The 17,028-nt window shown below is 35.1% G+C and carries 18 protein-coding genes; 14 read left to right on the top strand and 4 right to left on the bottom strand.

All coding sequences use genetic code 11. The features are described 5' to 3' along the window. Positions 1 to 29 precede the first annotated feature (29 nt). The 11 genes from hemC to Q0Q96_RS12080 all read left to right on the top strand — a co-directional run bounded on the left by hemC (position 30) and on the right by Q0Q96_RS12080 (position 8,001). On the top strand, positions 30 to 968 hold the full coding sequence (gene hemC / locus Q0Q96_RS12130) for a hydroxymethylbilane synthase (protein WP_293875784.1): 939 nt from the start codon (positions 30 to 32) through the stop codon (positions 966 to 968). Positions 969 to 1,018: 50 nt separating this feature from the next. Next, on the top strand, positions 1,019 to 1,648 hold the full coding sequence (locus Q0Q96_RS12125; RefSeq protein WP_293875782.1) for a hypothetical protein: 630 nt from the start codon (positions 1,019 to 1,021) through the stop codon (positions 1,646 to 1,648). Next, a complete protein-coding gene (locus Q0Q96_RS12120) occupies positions 1,645 to 2,316 on the top strand; it encodes a uroporphyrinogen-III synthase (protein ID WP_293875780.1) in 672 nt (223 codons plus the stop codon). Before Q0Q96_RS12125 ends, Q0Q96_RS12120 begins: the two co-directional genes overlap by 4 nt. A 51-nt stretch (positions 2,317 to 2,367) precedes the next feature. After that, entirely contained in the window at positions 2,368 to 3,393 is a 1,026-nt protein-coding gene (gene hemE / locus Q0Q96_RS12115) for a uroporphyrinogen decarboxylase (RefSeq protein WP_293875778.1), read from the top strand. Continuing rightward, positions 3,393 to 3,956 carry an HNH endonuclease gene (locus Q0Q96_RS12110; RefSeq protein ID WP_293875776.1) on the top strand — a complete coding sequence of 188 codons (564 nt, stop codon included), beginning with the start codon at positions 3,393 to 3,395 and terminating at the stop codon, positions 3,954 to 3,956. The genes hemE and Q0Q96_RS12110 overlap by 1 nt, the downstream gene beginning before the upstream one ends. Before the next feature lie 15 nt (positions 3,957 to 3,971). Continuing rightward, positions 3,972 to 4,193 (top strand): hypothetical protein, encoded by a 222-nt coding sequence (locus Q0Q96_RS12105; protein ID WP_293875774.1) that lies wholly within the window; start codon positions 3,972 to 3,974, stop codon positions 4,191 to 4,193. Between the two features lie 95 nt (positions 4,194 to 4,288). Then, positions 4,289 to 5,218: an oxygen-dependent coproporphyrinogen oxidase gene (gene hemF, locus Q0Q96_RS12100; protein WP_293875772.1), complete on the top strand. Its 930-nt coding sequence runs from the start codon at positions 4,289 to 4,291 to the stop codon at positions 5,216 to 5,218. Positions 5,219 to 5,309: 91 nt separating this feature from the next. After that, positions 5,310 to 6,299: a porphobilinogen synthase gene (gene hemB, locus Q0Q96_RS12095; RefSeq protein ID WP_293875771.1), complete on the top strand. Its 990-nt coding sequence runs from the start codon at positions 5,310 to 5,312 to the stop codon at positions 6,297 to 6,299. A gap of 3 nt (positions 6,300 to 6,302) precedes the next feature. After that, the gene (locus Q0Q96_RS12090; protein WP_293875770.1) at positions 6,303 to 6,668 is read left to right on the top strand and encodes a c-type cytochrome; all 366 of its coding nucleotides are present in this window, start codon (positions 6,303 to 6,305) and stop codon (positions 6,666 to 6,668) included. A gap of 19 nt (positions 6,669 to 6,687) precedes the next feature. Continuing rightward, positions 6,688 to 7,158: a methylated-DNA--[protein]-cysteine S-methyltransferase gene (locus Q0Q96_RS12085; RefSeq protein WP_293875769.1), complete on the top strand. Its 471-nt coding sequence runs from the start codon at positions 6,688 to 6,690 to the stop codon at positions 7,156 to 7,158. A 129-nt stretch (positions 7,159 to 7,287) separates the two neighbouring features. Next, entirely contained in the window at positions 7,288 to 8,001 is a 714-nt protein-coding gene (locus Q0Q96_RS12080; protein WP_293875768.1) for a 3'-5' exonuclease, read from the top strand. Between the two features lie 46 nt (positions 8,002 to 8,047). On the opposite strand, the gene Q0Q96_RS12075 is transcribed toward Q0Q96_RS12080, so the two are convergent. Then, positions 8,048 to 10,987 (bottom strand): S8 family serine peptidase, encoded by a 2,940-nt coding sequence (locus Q0Q96_RS12075; RefSeq protein WP_293875766.1) that lies wholly within the window; start codon positions 10,985 to 10,987, stop codon positions 8,048 to 8,050. 189 nt (positions 10,988 to 11,176) lie between these two features. Between Q0Q96_RS12075 and Q0Q96_RS12070 the strand changes: the two genes are divergently transcribed. From Q0Q96_RS12070 to Q0Q96_RS12060, 3 genes are read left to right on the top strand one after another with little or no spacing between them, the layout of a single operon-like run. Next, complete coding sequence (locus Q0Q96_RS12070; RefSeq protein ID WP_293875764.1) at positions 11,177 to 12,616, top strand: nucleoside recognition domain-containing protein; 1,440 nt, start codon at positions 11,177 to 11,179, stop codon at positions 12,614 to 12,616. A 9-nt stretch (positions 12,617 to 12,625) separates the two neighbouring features. After that, a complete protein-coding gene (locus Q0Q96_RS12065; RefSeq protein ID WP_293875762.1) occupies positions 12,626 to 12,826 on the top strand; it encodes a hypothetical protein in 201 nt (66 codons plus the stop codon). A 10-nt stretch (positions 12,827 to 12,836) separates the two neighbouring features. Further along, a complete protein-coding gene (locus Q0Q96_RS12060; protein ID WP_293875760.1) occupies positions 12,837 to 13,226 on the top strand; it encodes a hypothetical protein in 390 nt (129 codons plus the stop codon). Here Q0Q96_RS12060 and Q0Q96_RS12055 read toward each other — a convergent pair. The 3 genes from Q0Q96_RS12055 to Q0Q96_RS12045 form a co-directional block, all read right to left on the bottom strand. Next, complete coding sequence (locus Q0Q96_RS12055) at positions 13,216 to 13,875, bottom strand: CoA transferase subunit B (RefSeq protein ID WP_293875758.1); 660 nt, start codon at positions 13,873 to 13,875, stop codon at positions 13,216 to 13,218. The genes Q0Q96_RS12060 and Q0Q96_RS12055 overlap by 11 nt on opposite strands. A 2-nt stretch (positions 13,876 to 13,877) precedes the next feature. Next, positions 13,878 to 14,579 carry a CoA transferase subunit A gene (locus Q0Q96_RS12050; protein WP_293875756.1) on the bottom strand — a complete coding sequence of 234 codons (702 nt, stop codon included), beginning with the start codon at positions 14,577 to 14,579 and terminating at the stop codon, positions 13,878 to 13,880. A 132-nt stretch (positions 14,580 to 14,711) separates the two neighbouring features. After that, positions 14,712 to 17,024 carry a transglycosylase domain-containing protein gene (locus tag Q0Q96_RS12045; protein ID WP_293875754.1) on the bottom strand — a complete coding sequence of 771 codons (2,313 nt, stop codon included), beginning with the start codon at positions 17,022 to 17,024 and terminating at the stop codon, positions 14,712 to 14,714. Positions 17,025 to 17,028: the final 4 nt, after the last annotated feature.

The following is a 17,028-nucleotide window of genomic DNA, read 5'->3' as shown; positions in this document are numbered from 1 at the left end:
AGTACTTTTTACTGGAAAATTAAAGCAAAGTGACTAAAAAAACAATACGAATAGGAACTCGCGATAGTGAACTCGCACTTTGGCAAGCACACACTGTTCAAAAACAACTTCAAAATTTAGGATATTCAACTCAAATTGTAGCCGTTAAATCAGACGGAGACATCATTCTCGACAAACCACTTTACGAACTAGGAATTACTGGAATTTTCACAAAAACTTTAGACATTGCCATGATTAATGGGCAAGTTGATATTGCTGTACATTCGATGAAAGATGTGCCAACTGCATTACCAATTGGTATTGTTCAAGCTGCCGTTTTGGAAAGAGCTAACACATTAGATATTTTGGTTCATAAATATAGCACTGATTTTTTACACACAGCTGATGTGATTCCTATAACAATTGCCACAGGAAGTTTGCGTCGTCAAGCGATGTGGTGGAATAAATATCCAAGTCATACCGTAGTCGATTTACGTGGAAACGTTAATACCAGAATGCAAAAATTGCAAGAAAACGACTGGAACGGAGCCGTTTTTGCAGCAGCAGGATTAGAAAGAATCAATTTAAAACCAGATAATTACATCAATCTTGATTGGATGATTCCTGCGCCAGCTCAAGGCGCAATGGTTGTTGTTGCCATGGCTGATGACAATTTTACATTGGAAGCACTTTCGCAACTCAATCACATTGAAACTGAAATTTGCACATACATAGAAAGACAATTTCTAAAAACACTCGAAGGCGGATGTACTGCGCCAATCGGAGCAATTGCAAGGTATAATGAAAAGGAAGATACTATCAATTTTAAAGGAGTTTTACTATCAATTGACGGAAAACAAAAACTAGAAATCGATAAAATAGTGGATATTTCTGAATGGAAGAAACTTGGTTTTAATGCGGCGCAAGAAATTCTGAATGATGGGGGAAGCGAATTAATGGCAGAGATTAAGAAACAATTGAAGAAATAGTCTTTGTTATTTTTGAAAAATTCAATTTGTAAAAAAAGCATTATATTTGTATGGATATAAAAATCGTAAAAGATGAACTACAAAATATCATTCAAGGAAAGAGCGGAACTAGCAAAAGAACTCTTATCCAAACAGTTGCCAGTTACCTTGGAGCAAGCCAAACAGCAAGCTCAATGGTTAAAAACAATAAGCACTACAAACAAGAAGAAACAAAAAACATAATTGAATTTTGTAATGAGAGTAACCTTTGGGCTAATAACAAAGTAAATTTTGATTTATTTATTTCTGAAGGTGCGGAACAGAAAGTTTATATAAAAAACGAAAAAACAGTATATAAATTAAACGATTCAATTTACTATTCCTCTTGGCAAGATTATTTTACGAATTTATTATTAAATAATTACTTCTTTCCTGAAACTTCTTACACATTAGTTGGTTTTTGTTTTGTTGATGAAGTTCTATTTGCTTTAGTTGAACAACCTTTTGTAAAAGCAAATCAACCAACAAATTTACATCAAGTTAAAGAATTTATGATGGCTAACGGCTTTGAAAACACAAGAAATCATGATTATTATAATTCTGAATTAGGAATAATTCTCGAAGATTTACATGATGAAAATGTATTAACACAAGATGGTATTTTATATTTTATTGATACCGTATTTTACAGTAAACAATGACAAAACAATTCAACATACTATCTACTAAAAAGCTTTTGCCAAATCAAAAGCAAGAGTTATTAGACGCCCATTTTACAGTTATTGAAGAAGATTTTATCGAAACAACTATCAATAATTTCGAACTTTCAAAAGTAAATGACAATCTGATTTTTACAAGTCAAAATGCAGTTCAAAGTATTTTACAACATCCAAAATGCGAAGAACTAAAAAGTAAAAATGTCTTTTCTGTTGGGATGAAAACCAAAGATTTATTAACCCAAAACGGATTCAATGTTGTTGCTTACACTGGTTATGCATCCGATTTATCCGAAATAATTACATTGATTTATTCTGGCGAATCTTTCACTTTTTTTAGTGGAAATTTACGTCGAGATATTTTGCCAAATACACTTAAAGAAAACGGAATCACATTCAACGAAATTGAAGTGTATGAAACCAAATTAACCTCAAAAAAAACATCAAATAAATTAGACGGAATTCTGTTTTTCAGTCCATCAGCAGTTGAAAGTTATTTGAAATTGAATACAATAAAAGATGAGATGTGCTTTTGCATAGGCGAAACTACCGCAGAAGCATTAGAAAATAAAAAAATAAAAAACATCATAATTGCAGAAAAACCATCGGTTGAAAATGTGATTAATGAAGTTATAGAATATTACACTAACTAAAAAACCCTTTCAGGGTTTGAAACCCTAAAAGGGTTAAATATCATAATAAAAATGATCAAAAACGACTTATTCCTTCGAGCATTAAACAACGAAACCGTAGAACGTCCACCAGTTTGGATGATGCGTCAAGCTGGAAGATACTTACCAGAATTCAGAGCATTGCGTGATAAATACGATTTTTTTACACGATGCGAAACTCCAGAATTAGCAGCAGAAATTACGGTTCAACCTATTAGAATTGTAAAACCAGATGCCGCAATTTTGTTTTCAGATATATTGGTAGTTCCCAGAGCAATGGGAATTCACGTAGAATTGAAAGACAATTTGGGACCAATAATCCCAAATCCAATCCGAACGATGGAACAAGTAAACCAAGTTATTGTTCCAGATGTTCATGAAACTTTAGGTTACGTTTTTGATGCTATCAAATTGACCAAAGAAATGTTGAACGATGAGGTTCCACTAATTGGTTTTGCAGGTTCGCCTTGGACCATTTTCTGCTATTGTGTTGAAGGAAAAGGTTCTAAAAGTTTTGATACTGCCAAAGGATTTTGTTTTTCTAATCCAATTGCGGCGCATACATTATTACAAAAAATCACCGATACCACGATTTTATATCTAAAAGGAAAAGTAAAAGCTGGTTGTAATGCCGTTCAGATTTTTGATTCTTGGGGCGGCATGTTATCACCAGTAGATTATCAAGAATTCTCTTGGAAATACATCAACCAAATAGTTGACGCTTTGGCAGAAGACACAAAAGTTATTGTTTTCGGAAAAGGATGTTGGTTTGCATTAAATGATATGGCAAAAAGTAAGGCATCGGCGCTTGGTGTAGATTGGACTTGTTCGGCAAGAAATGCACGTTATTTAACAGGTGGAAAAATCACATTACAAGGAAATTTTGATCCATCAAGATTGTTATCTCCAATTCCAACTATCAAAAAAATGGTACACGAAATGATAAACGAATTCGGAAAAGACAATTATATTGTAAACCTGGGTCATGGAATTTTACCAAATATTCCTGTAGATCATGCGAAAGCATTTATTGAAGCTGTGAAGGAGTATAATTCATAATGGCAAAAGCAAATATTGATATCAGCCAATTAACTTTAAAAGAACATTTGTTTTATGCTTACGCTAACTTAGCAATGGCACATTCGGCAATTGATAACAAACAAACAAAGTTTGATAAGTTTAATTATAGCATTAGAGCTAAACTATATAAAGGGCTTTTAAATGGAGAAATGAATGTTAGAACTCTTTTTGATGATGAGAAAGTAAAATTATCAATAGGAACAAAATGTAATTATTGCAATTCTACTGAACAACTTGCATTAGACCATATTTTAGCACAAAAATTAGGAGGAAAAGATAGCGGAGATAATTTGGTTTATGCCTGTAAAACATGTAATAGTTCAAAAGGTAAAAAAGATTTAATGGAATGGATGCTTTTTAAAGGAAATGAATTTTTACCATTAATGGTTATTAGACGTTATTTGAAATTAGTTATAAATTACTGTGTTGAAAACCATTTAATGGACTTGAAAATATCAGAAATTGAAATGGATAAAGTGCCTTTTAAATTATTATTAATCCCTGTGAAATTTCCATCTCCAGATAAATTAAGGTTAGTTTAATAAAAACAAATTATTATGACCAAAGAAACCGCAATAAAATTATTTGAACAAAAACAAATTCGTTCACTTTGGAATGAAGACGATGAAAAATGGTATTTTTCTATTGTAGATGTTGTACAAGTTTTAACTGAAAGTACCATTCCAAAAAGATATTGGACTGATTTAAAAAAGAAATTAAAATTAGTAGGAAGTGAGATGTACGATAATCTCGTACAACTGAAAATGCAATCGGAGTAAAATAAATTCTATTTTGAACTTGTTACAAATTGTCACCAGTTAAAAAAATGAGTTGGTTACAAATTGTAGCCAACTGAAATTACAATATTTAATTAATGAAAAATAAATTCTACCAATACCTACAATACCTACAAGACCAAATCGTTGCTGGATTAGAAGCAGTAGAAGGAAATGCTAAATTTCGTGAAGACATTTGGGAACGACCAGAAGGCGGAGGAGGAAGAACTCGTGTTATTGAAAATGGTAAAGTTTTTGAAAAAGGCGGTGTAAACATTTCGGCAGTTCACGGAAAATTGCCTGAAGCCATGCGTCAACTATTCAACGTTAGCGAAGCCGATTTTTTCGCTTGTGGATTGAGTTTAGTAATGCATCCAAAAAACCCAATGGTGCCTACGGTTCATGCCAATTGGCGCTATTTCGAAATGTATGATACTTCGACTACACTCAATACAGGTTCAAGGAAAGTAATCAATTCATGGTTTGGTGGCGGACAAGATTTAACACCATATTATCTGTTTGAAGAAGATGCTATTCATTTCCATCAAACTTGTAAAAACTCGTGCGACAAACACAATTCGGATTTTTATCCAACATTTAAAAAACAATGCGATGAATATTTTTGGAACACACATCGCAATGAAGCGCGTGGAATTGGCGGGTTGTTCTTTGATTATTGCAAGGAAACAAACGAAATGAGAATGGATGATTGGTACAATTTCGTAACCGAAGTTGGAAACAGTTTTTTAGAAGCCTACGTTCCAATTGTAGAAAAAAGAAAGGATTTACCATTTACAGAAGCACAAAGAACTTGGCAAGAAATCCGACGTGGTCGTTATGTAGAATTCAATTTGGTTCACGATAAAGGAACATTATTTGGCTTAAAAACGAACGGTCGAATTGAATCGATTTTGATGAGTTTACCACCACATGTGCAATGGGTTTATGATAATCATCCAGAAGGTGGTAGCGAAGAAGAAAAATTAATTAAAGTATTAGAAAAACCTAAAAATTGGATTGTAGATTGAGAATTAACGAGTTTTGATTTCAGTTTCCTGACCTCAAAATTATCTTTTAAATCAAAAATTAGCAATCGTAACTCTTAAATCAAAAATCAATATGTTCCCATTAAGAAGAAACCGCCGTTTAAGAACCAATGAATCTATAAGAAGTTTGGTTCGTGAAACTATTCTTTCACCGCACGATTTTATTGTACCATTGTTTGTAGTTGAAAGTAAAGGAGTGAGAGAAGAAATTCCGTCGATGCCTAATTATTTCCGATTGAGTTTGGATAATTTAGAAAAAGAGGTCAAAGAACTCTGGAAATTGGGATTAAAATCGGTTTTACTATTTGTAAAAGTCCCCGATAATTTAAAAGATAATAAAGGAACAGAAGCTTTAAATCCGAATGGATTGATGCAACGAGCCATTAAAACCGTAAAAAATGTTTGTCCAGAAATGATAGTCATGACCGATGTGGCACTCGATCCGTATTCGATTTATGGTCATGACGGAATTATCGAAAACGGACAAATTGTAAATGATGACACCGCTTTATTTTTGGCAGAAATGAGTGTTTCTCATGCAAAAGCTGGCGCAGATATTGTTGCTCCCAGCGATATGATGGATGGTAGAATTCTTGAAATTCGGGAGGTATTAGAGGATGAAGGTTTTATAAATACAGGAATATTGGCGTATTCTGCCAAGTATGCATCTGCACATTATGGCCCTTTTCGAGATGCATTAGATTCGGCACCAGTAGATTTGCAAAACATCCCAAAAGACAAAAAAACCTATCAAATGGATTACCATAATCGGTTGGAAGCACTCCGAGAAACCAGAATGGATATAGAGGAAGGTGCTGATATTGTTATGGTAAAACCAGGCATTGCGTACCTCGATATTGTTCGGGAAATAAAAAACATGTCTGAAGTTCCAGTAGCGGTGTATCAAGTTTCTGGAGAATATGCTATGATAAAAGCAGCAGCACAAAGAGGTTGGATTGATCATGACGCAGTGATGCTAGAGCAAGTAACGGCTATTAAACGTGCTGGTGCCGATATTATTGCTAGTTATTTTGCAAAAGATGTTGTGAAATTAATTTCGTAAACAATGAAAAAAATTGTTTCAATAATTATGTTTTTCATTTTTCTTTCCTGTAAAAATGAAAATCAAAAACAGCCCGAAAAACCTACTTTTACAGAAAAAATTTCGGGTAAAGAATTATTTGAAAACAAAGGAAATTGTATTGCTTGTCATCAAGCAAAACAAAAAACTATTGGACCGAGTCTAGCTAAAATCGCTAAAATATATAAAGCAAAAAATCAAAGTATTGTTTTATTTCTTAAAGAAGAAAGCGAACCTATAGTTGACCCATCTCAATATGAAATTATGAAAGCCAATTTTGCTATTACCAAAAGCATGAGCGATGAGGAATTAAATGCTTTGGAAAACTATATTTACAGCTTTTCAAAATAATCTTGATAACCTGTATCAAATGGAAACTGTTTTCATCCAAACTCCACTCGGCGTGACCAAAATTGTTGGCGATGAGAATGGTATTGCTATAATTTCAATTTTAGATGCAGGAGAAATTACACTTGCTATTCCCAAAATCCTGCAAGAAGCAACTGCACAATTAAATGACTATTTTGCAGGGAAGCGGAATGATTTTGATTTTAAAATAAATCCTAAAGGAACCGATTTTCAACAAAAAGTGTGGCAAGAATTATTGAATATTCCGTTTGGAAAAACCATTTCTTATCTTGAATTATCTAAAAGGATAGGCGATGTAAAAGCCATTCGTGCTGTGGCTTCCGCCAATGGGAAAAATCCACTTTGGATTGTGATTCCCTGTCATCGCGTAATAGGAATTGATGGTTCACTTACAGGATATGCGGGAGGTTTGTGGCTCAAAAAATGGTTGTTGGAGCATGAAAATCCAACAAATCAACAATGTTTATTTTAATTATTTCAAGATAGATTTCACTGTTTTTCAGAAATAATTTATTTTAATGAAAAATAAATAACTATTTTTAATCACTAACAAAAAATTTTGACAAAACGAATTTGTGAAAATTTGTTAAATTTGTGTTTTATGATTGAAAAACTAAACCTCAATAACATTCTTTTTCTTGATATAGAAACAGTTCCCGAAGAACAAAACTTCGATAGTTTAGACCAAGATATGAAAGCACTTTGGGAGCAAAAAACCCAATACCAAAGACGCGATGAATTCACTCCACAAGATTTTTATGAACGCGCAGGAATATGGGCCGAGTTTGGTAAAATTGTTTGTATTTCTGTAGGCTATTTTGTTAACAAAGGCGACATTAGAAATTTTAGAACAACCTCTTTTTTTGGTGATGAAAAAAAGATTTTAAAAGATTTTTCCAACTTGCTCGACAATCATTTCAACCAAGTGCAACATATTTTGTGCGGGCATAATGCAAAAGAATTTGATTTCCCTTTTATAGCTCGAAGAATGGTTATTAATCAAATTGCCATTCCTAATAAGTTGAATTTATTTGGCAAAAAGCCTTGGGAAATTCCGCACTTAGACACTTTAGAATTGTGGAAATTTGGCGATTATAAACATTTTACTTCCTTAAAATTATTGACCAAAATATTAGACATTCCATCACCCAAAGGTGATATTGACGGCAGTCAAGTAGCTCATGTTTTTTATGTAGAAAAAGATATTGACCGCATAGTTACTTATTGTGAAAAAGATGTGATTGCCGTGGCACAAATTTTCCTTCGATTACGAAGGGAAGATTTATTGATTGAGGACGAAATTATTCATGTATAAAAAAAGGCCTCCAAAACACGGAAGCCTTTTTTACACTTTTTATTTTTTAGTTTCTTCTTAATATTATCTTTTTTGTAACCGACGCTTGATTATTTTCTATAGTAACCAAATAAATACCATCTTGAAGGTTTTCAATCCCGAAACTCGTATACACTTGGTTTGTGTCTTTTGAAAGAATTTGTCGTCCTTGAATATCAAATAATTTTATAGTCGCAGTATCAGATAAAGATGGAATGGCAACATTCACTATCCCTTTTGTTGGGTTTGGATAAACACTGCTACTCATAATAGGATTTGTTGCAACCGATAATGCATTTTCAACGCGACATAAATTGATACTAAAGCTATTAATAACGCCACCATCTTGATCATTATGGTCTAAAACTTTTAAAATCCAATCACCATCAGCTGGTAAAGTATTTAAAGAACTAAGGCTGTCAACTGGCGCAATCAATCCAGTTATAGCTGGGATTCCGCTGCAGGCTGGTACTCCGCCATTATCATCCATAGTACAATTGATATCTTTATTATTTCCACAAGGAATGTCTAATAAGGTTACAATTGGACTTCCAATAGAAGCTGGACCAATAAGCGAAACCGTGATGTCGCCTATCCAAGTATGGGTAATATTCATATTTACTTTCATACTTCCAATGGTGTAACCACCAGTTATCGTTAAGGGTACAGTGGCTATAGAGTTAGGTAAAGTCGCAATAGTAGCATTTGTAAAATCAGTAGCTGTAAAGGTTTGACCACAAGTTAATGTTCCCGTTACAAAAGAATATACAGATGCATTAGCAACAAGACCATTTCCGCAGTTATTGGCTGGAATTACTCTCCAATAATATCGTGTAGCTTGTGTTAAACCAGATAGATTATAAGAAGTATTCGTTACAACTTCATTTGCTGTAAAGCTAGAAAAAGTTGGTGATACTGAAACTTGAATAGTATAACTCTGCGCGTTGGTTTGACTATTCCATTTTAAAATGGCGGCAGTGGATAATCCTGATTGTCCATCAGTAGGCGTTTGTAAAGCTACCTGCTGAAACGTGGCATTATAGATTCTCAACGTTTTGTATCTCGTTTCTGAATCTGTAGCGCTTGTTCCTTTTATTCCTACAAAATATTCATTTGGATCCACATTGGTTAAACCAGAAATTGTCATTGTAACTACACCATTAGCACTCATAGTTGCAGGAGAAAATGTTGCTGTTGCCCCCGTAGGAATACTCAAAGCAGAAAATGTTGTTGTTCCCGTGCCAGTTTGTTTGTAATTAAAAGTGTATACAGCATTTTGGTTTGCGCACACTGTTAAATTATCAGAAGTAGAATTAATAGCAAAAGCAGAATTTATCCCCGTAATTATTAATGAATATTTTTGACGTCCTGTTACAAGAGTTCCTTTATGTGTTACGGTAATAGTATATATTCCTGCAAGTGGTGTGTCTATTTTAACCTGTTCTACATTATCTACATTATTATCTCCAGTTCTTATTGCATCGCTATTTGGATCATTGGTTAATTTCCATGGAAAATATGTAGTCGTATTTTTTGTGATTCTAATGTCTAAATCGTTAACCAATGCTGGAGTACTATCATTGGCAGGTAAATTGCCATTGTTTGATTGCCCGGGCAAATCTGTCCAAGTGATAGATGCCATTAATGGAGTTGCTCCATTGGAATTGACCGACATCGTAAACGTTTGATTGTTATCTAAATTTTCTTCGGAAACCCATGAGGTTAATCCATTATTTGTTAATGTTTCCGCTGCTTTTTTTGCATTTAATAAACCCCATCCAAAAACAGCATCCGGACCAACATTTCCTGCGTCATCGGCGGTATGACATGCTAACCCTTTAAGTGTGGCAGCTCGCATAAAACTGTTAGTCAAATTTTTATAGTGTTGCTGCAGTAAAATTAAAGTTCCAGCCACGTTGGGAGAAGCCATAGAGGTACCAGATAAAACCGCAGTTGCAGTGTTTGAAGCATTGCTGGTTGAGGTTAAATTTTCTCCGTTACCAGTAATATCTGGTTTTACTCGTAAATCATCTGTTGGTCCTTGACTACTAAAAGAACTGATTGTAATGTTTGCGAGATTTGTAGATCCGTCAGTTGCGACGGCAACATCGGCACAGCTGGCAACGATTAAATTATTTTTCGCAGTTTTATTCCCTACTAATTTGTCAAAACCAAAAGCAATTGGATCAGGATTATCTTGAGTTTGCCCATCATTTCCCGCTGACATTACCGCTAAATAGTAGGGAGCATTATAGGCAACGTCATCCCAAATGCGGGCATCTGAAGAGTATGAACCGATAAGCCAAGAGGGTAAAGTTGTCCCGCTCGTAGTAATTGGAACGCCATAGGAATGATTAGAAATTAGCATGCCTAGTTGTGCTTCTGAAATAGCTTCAGAATCATCATTTGTCCAGTTAAAAGTTCTTGCGTTTGCTTGATATGCCATACCTTTTACAGAGGCTGGTGATGGACCGGCAACAAGAGTTCCGGCAACGTGTGTTGAATGTAAAACGGTGGTTGTATTTGCTGGATCGTCAATCACGGTAACTCTTCCTCCAAAAGCATTGTGTGTGGTTCTAACATTTCCGCCGTCCCATTCTCTTACAGTCATTCCTTGACCATTTAGGTTTAAGCCCAGCGCACCTCCAGTATTTAAGAAATTTGTTCTAGTTGACTTTGCCGCATTTACATTTTCGGTTGTGTAATATATTGGCAATCCTTCTGGCGAAAGTTTCATTAATTCAGTAATACTTCCGTCTTCCTTCGTGGTTAGAATTGGCCAACCTTTTACTAGGGCAGTTGCAACGGCTTTTTCTTTTTCTTCTTCAGCTTTTTTTCGGTAATAAATCTCTTTTTCTTTCAGCAAAGACATATTATAATTTGCTGTAATTTTTTTAATATCTTCCTTTGTTTGTGCAAAAAATGGATTCGCAACAAAAAGAATAATAAGCAGTAACAAGTGTTTCATTTTCATAATATTATAATGGGTATTTGAGGTAAATAAGCTAGCAAATATATAAATCGTTTATTAGTTTGTGAATTTAATTAACATAATTTACTAAATTTTTTATATGATTACCACTTAAAAGCTGTAATGAATAAAAATTAATTGAATTTTTTTATTGAAATTTGATAAATGGTATATTTACCAAAAAAAATGGTTTTAAGTAGATTTTGGTTAGCTATTTTTGTTTCTTCTATAGCTTTTGTGGTTTATAGTCTGTGTATTGGAAACAGCTATACAATTGATTCTGTTTTGAACGGAAAAAAAGATGATCCTATTTTAATTTCAGAAAAATATATAGAGCAACTGCCAAAGTTTGTTCAAGACAGCATAAAAAAAGCACCAAAACAAACTATCATTATCAACAAGGATACGCTCAATACAGACACTACTTATGTCTATAAAGCAAAAACGGTAAAGATATATTCTGGAGTTCAAAAATCGGATGGATTGTTGCCCACTTGTAAAAATAGCTTACTGGATTTGATCATTCCTTTGATTGCTTACTTGGCTTTTTTCTGTGGATTAATGCAACTGCTAATCGACTCTGGTGCATCAGAAAAATTAGCCAAAAAATTAAGTCCCGTTTTTTCTAAAATCTTCCCATCGATTCCCAAAAATCATGAATCAATCTCATATATGACCCTGAATTTTGCTGCTAATTTTCTAGGATTAGATTCTGCTGCAACTCCATTTGGTCTTAAAGCGATGCAGAGTTTACAAGAGTTAAATCCCGAGAAAGACAAAGCTAGTGATGCGCAAATTATGTTTTTGTGCCTCCATGCTGCGGGTTTAACATTGATTCCAACATCAATTATTGGATACCGTGCTGCCGAAAATGCCAGTAATCCTGCCGATGTGATGTTGCCTTGTATTATTACATCATTTATTGGAACCATAGCAGCATTTTTAATTGTTGGAATCCGACAAAAAATAAATTTTAAAAGTGCTTCTTTAGTTGTTGCATTGATCACTATAATAGCCGCTATTGTGGGATTATTGTTTTATGTAAACACACTTGATTTAATAGGTAAAAATGCCTTTACCTCTAATCTTTCGGGTTTGATGCTTATTGCGATAATTGGATTTACATTGGTATTCTCATTCATTCACGAGAAAAAATTTGTGGATAAAGACACGACTATTTTTGATACTTTTGTGACGGGTGCCAACAATGGTTTGCAAACCGGAGTCAAAATATTTCCTTACGTGTTGGGAATGTTGGTGGCGATTTCCTTTTTTAGAAACAGTGGTTTGTTCGAGATTATAAGCAACGGAATTTCATTTGTGTTCTCCCATATTGGCGTAAGCAAACAAGTTACTGATTCGTTACCGGTTGCAATGTTAAGACCTTTTAGCTCCGGTGGTTCACGAGGTTTTATGATAGATTCTATGCGGACTTTTGGACCGGATTCTTTCTCCGGAAGATTGAGTTGTATTTTCCAATGCAGTGCCGAGACGACCTTTTATGTAATTGCGGTTTACTTTGGAAGCATTAATGTGAAGAATACGAGATACACGCTTGGCACTATGCTGTTGGTAGATTTGGTTTGTGTGATTACCGCGATTTTTGTAGCTAGTTGGTTTTTTTAATATAAAGATATGGCAAGTGAAGGAATAGAATTGGTAATAGAAGTAGTAATCGAATTTGTTCCAAGATATTTTGGAGCATTTTTAAAATGGATTTACTTTAGATTCAAAATTCCTTTTTCAGAAATTTTAGAGCAAAATGGTACCAAGCGAATTGGATACGTTTCATTGGGACTAATAATTTTAGGAATTCTTTTATTTTTTAAATTTTAATAATTATTCAATGTCGTTTAACGAAACCTTCACCGATTTTTACAACAATGTCAAAGCGAGTTTAGCCGATGGAACTTTTGCTAAACTAACCTTGGCAAAAACCATTGGAAACACTGATTTGATGAATATATATGTTCGTCCGATTTTAGAAGAAGGTGAATTAAAATTGGAACTTAAATACAAATTCCAGCAGGAAGAAGTAATCGAAATTCATACTATCGATGCAGCTCGTGATAAGTTGGGTGCCTATATCAATAATCCATTTATGTCGGCAATATTGTTCACCACTGAATTTGATTTGAAGTATAAACTAAATAAAAAACGAGCGGTCAGCATCACTGAAAAAGGGAATACTTTTGGCAATGCTTCAGAGGTTTTATTGGAGTATCTTAATCGATAACCATCTCCGGAATTTCTCCTTCAATGATTAAATCAGCTTCGGTTGATGCGATAATGTGTTCTACAGAGACGCCGGGTGCACGTTCTAATAATTTGAAACCTTTTGGCGTTATTTCCATAACAGCTAGTTCGGTAACTACTTTTTTGACACAGCCAACTCCCGTTAATGGGAGCGTACACTTTTTCAAGATTTTACTTTCGCCAGCTTTATTGACGTGCATCATGGCTACGATTATATTTTCTGCAGAAGCTACTAAATCCATTGCGCCTCCCATTCCTTTAACCATTTTTCCTGGAATTTTCCAGTTGGCAATGTCGCCGTTTTCGGCAACTTCCATTGCGCCAAGAATCGTTAAGTCAACTTTCTGACTACGAATCATTCCAAAACTAAAGGCGGAATCAAAGAAACTTGCGCCTGGCAAAGTAGTAATGGTTTGCTTTCCGGCATTGATAATATCCGCGTCTTCTTCGCCTTCATAAGGGAACGGTCCCATTCCGAGGACACCGTTTTCACTTTGAAATTCCACAGAAATATCATTGCGGACATAGTTAGCCACCAAGGTTGGAATTCCGATTCCTAAATTTACATAATAACCGTCTTTAACTTCTTTGGCTATGCGTTTTGCGATTTCGTTTTTATTTAAAGCCATGATTAGTCTCTTTTTCTAGTGGTTCTTTGCTCAATTCTTTTTTCAAATTTTTCGCCTTTAAAAATTCTTTGAACTAGTATTCCTGGAATGTGTATGTGATTTGGATCAAGTGAACCAACAGGTAATAATTCTTCGACTTCTGCAATAGTAATTTTTGCTGCACCAGCCATGCATGCGTTAAAGTTTCGGGCTGTTCCTTTGAAGATAAGATTTCCGGCTTCATCGCCTTTCCAGGCTTTAACGATTGAAAAATCAGCTTTATAGGCAAGCTCCATAATGTGCATTTTTCCGTTGAATTCACGAGTTTCTTTTCCTTGGGCTACTTCGGTTCCAAAACCTGCTGGTGTAAAAAATGCGGGAATTCCGGCTTGAGCGGCGCGGCATTTTTCGGCTAAAGTTCCTTGTGGCGTTAACTCAACATCTAACTCTCCCGAAAGCATCTGACGTTCAAATTCAGCGTTTTCTCCAACATAAGATGAAATCATTTTTTTTATTTGTCTTTTTTGTAAAAGCAATCCAAGTCCAAAATCATCGACACCAGCATTGTTTGAAATGCAGGTTAGTCCCGTGGTTTCTTTTTTTACTAATTCAGCAATACTGTTTTCGGGAATTCCACAAAGGCCAAAGCCGCCGAGCATGATGGTCATATTATCTTCAATGCCCTGCAATGCATCTTGAACGGAGTTTACTTTTTTGTTGATCATGATATGTTGGTTAATCTAATATTTTTAGCCCTGATGGAAGCGGCATCCTTTTTCTCGTTTTTTTAACGAGGAAAAGATACAGCGTACAGCAGGAAATAGCTTCTAAAAAAAATTCATACTAATTCCTAAATTTTACAACCCAAATTCATCTGTGTTTTGCTCGTCTGTTGGGACTACAGTCGAGTCTACTTCTACTTTTCTTGGGGCATAACAATCTACTTTTATGGAAAGATTTGCAGGTCTTTCAAACGGATCTTTTGATATGAGCAAGGCTTTATCGGCATAGCATTTTTTCATCATATAGCCCCAAATAGGCAACGCAGCGGTTGCGCCCTGACCATAAGTGATTCCTTTGAAACGTGCTGAACGGTCCTCACAACCTACCCAAACACCCGTAACCAAATTGGGAACCATCCCAATAAACCAACCATCGGATTGATTTTGCGAAGTTCCTGTTTTTCCGGCAATTGGGTTTGTAAAAGAGTAAGGATAACCCGTCCAGCGGTTGTCGCCACTTCCACCGCCTTGCGTTCTCAATCGAACACCAGAACCTTCTTCGGTTACGCCTTCCAAAAGTTTAATTACAGCATAAGCAATGTCTTTGTTCAACACATCGTGCGTTTCGGGAACGGGTTCGTATAGAATCACACCATTTTTATCTTCAATTCTACTGATAAATTGCGGTTTGATATAAACGCCCTGATTGGCAAAAGTGCTGTATGCGGCGACCATATCTTCGACTGTAATTTCAACAGCACCAAGGGCAATAGATGGTTGCACAGGAATCTCTGATTTTACGCCTAATTTTTTAGTTAAAGCCACTACAGCCTCTGGACCTACTTTATCCATCAATTTTGCTGAAATGGTATTGATAGAATTTGCCAATGCTTTTTTGAGCGTTACCATGCCACGGTATTTATTGTCGGAGTTTTTTGGAGTCCAAGCAGCCGTTACATGATGTCTTCCAACCGGAATTGTGAACGGTGAATCGATAATTGAATCGCAAGGTGACATTCCCAATTGCTCAATTGCGGTTGCATACACAAACGGTTTGAAGGTAGAACCAACTTGTCTTGCGCCTTGTCCAACGTGGTCGTATTGAAAATATTTATAATTGATTCCGCCGACCCAAGCTTTGATGTGCCCTGTTTGTGGTTCCATAGACATAACGCCAGTTTGCAGAAAATGTTTGTAATATCTGATAGAATCCATAGGTGACAACAACGTATCAATTTCTCCATTCCACGAAAAGATTTTCATTTTTGTTTTTACACTAAATGAGGTGATAATTTCTTCTTCAGATTTATCTAAATCTTTCATAACGCGCCAGCGTTCTGATGATTTCATGGCTTTATCCATGATATGTTTGGTTTCTTCGGGAGTAATATTTAAAAAGGGAGCATTTTTATTATCTTTTTGTTGTGCAAAAAACTCTTTCTGTAAATTTTTCATGTGCGCACCAACAGCTTCTTCTGCATGTTCTTGAATTTTAGAATCTATGGTGGTATAAATTTTTAAGCCATCGCTATAAATATCATAATCACTACCGTCTGATTTTTTATTTTCTTTGGCCCAATTTTTCATGTATTCGCGAAGAAATTCTCTGAAATACGTTGCCGCTCCTTCTTTGTGACTTTCCGGATGAAAGTGCAAAACAATAGGTTGACTGGCCAATTTATCTTTGGTAGCTTTATCTAAAATACCGTTTCTAACCATTTGGCCTAAAACGGTATTTCGTCTGGAAAGTACTTCTTTCATGCGACGTAAAGGATTAAAATAGGATGGATTTTTCAACATTCCGACAAACATCGCGGATTCATCAACGGTTAAATCTCGTGGCTCTTTACCAAAATAAACTTTGGATGCAGAGCGAATTCCTACCGCGGTGTTTACAAAGTCGGCCTTGTTGAGGTACATGGCAATAATTTCGTTTTTTGTATATTGACGTTCAAGTTTGACCGCAATAATCCATTCTTTCACCTTTTGAATTATTCGATAAACAAAAAACTTTGAACCTTCGCCGTGAAAAAGTAATTTGGCTAATTGCTGGGTTAGTGTACTGGCTCCGCCATTGGAACCTAATTTTAGTGCCGCGCCAAATGTTCTTCGAGCATCTATTCCTGAATGTTCATAAAAACGCTCATCTTCAGTAGCTACTAATGCTCTTACTATACTTTGTGGCAAATCATTGTACTTAATTGGCGTTCGGTTTTCGTTATAAAACTTACCAAGAGTTACGCCGTCAGACGATATAACTTCGGTAGCTAAATTAGATTCTGGATTTTCTAAATCTTCAAATGAAGGCATGCTTCCAAAAAATCCCCATGTTGTCAAGGTGAAAAAAAGAACCATGATACCCAAACTATAGAAAAATAGTTTCCAAAATTTCTTTTTGTAATAGTTACTATCTTTAACCGAAGTGGTTGTATTGTTTTTTTGTGCCATAATT

The organism is Flavobacterium sp. (assembly GCF_025352015.1).
Classification (GTDB): Bacteria; Bacteroidota; Bacteroidia; order Flavobacteriales; family Flavobacteriaceae; genus Flavobacterium.
This window is presented reverse-complemented; position numbering and strand designations above follow the sequence as displayed.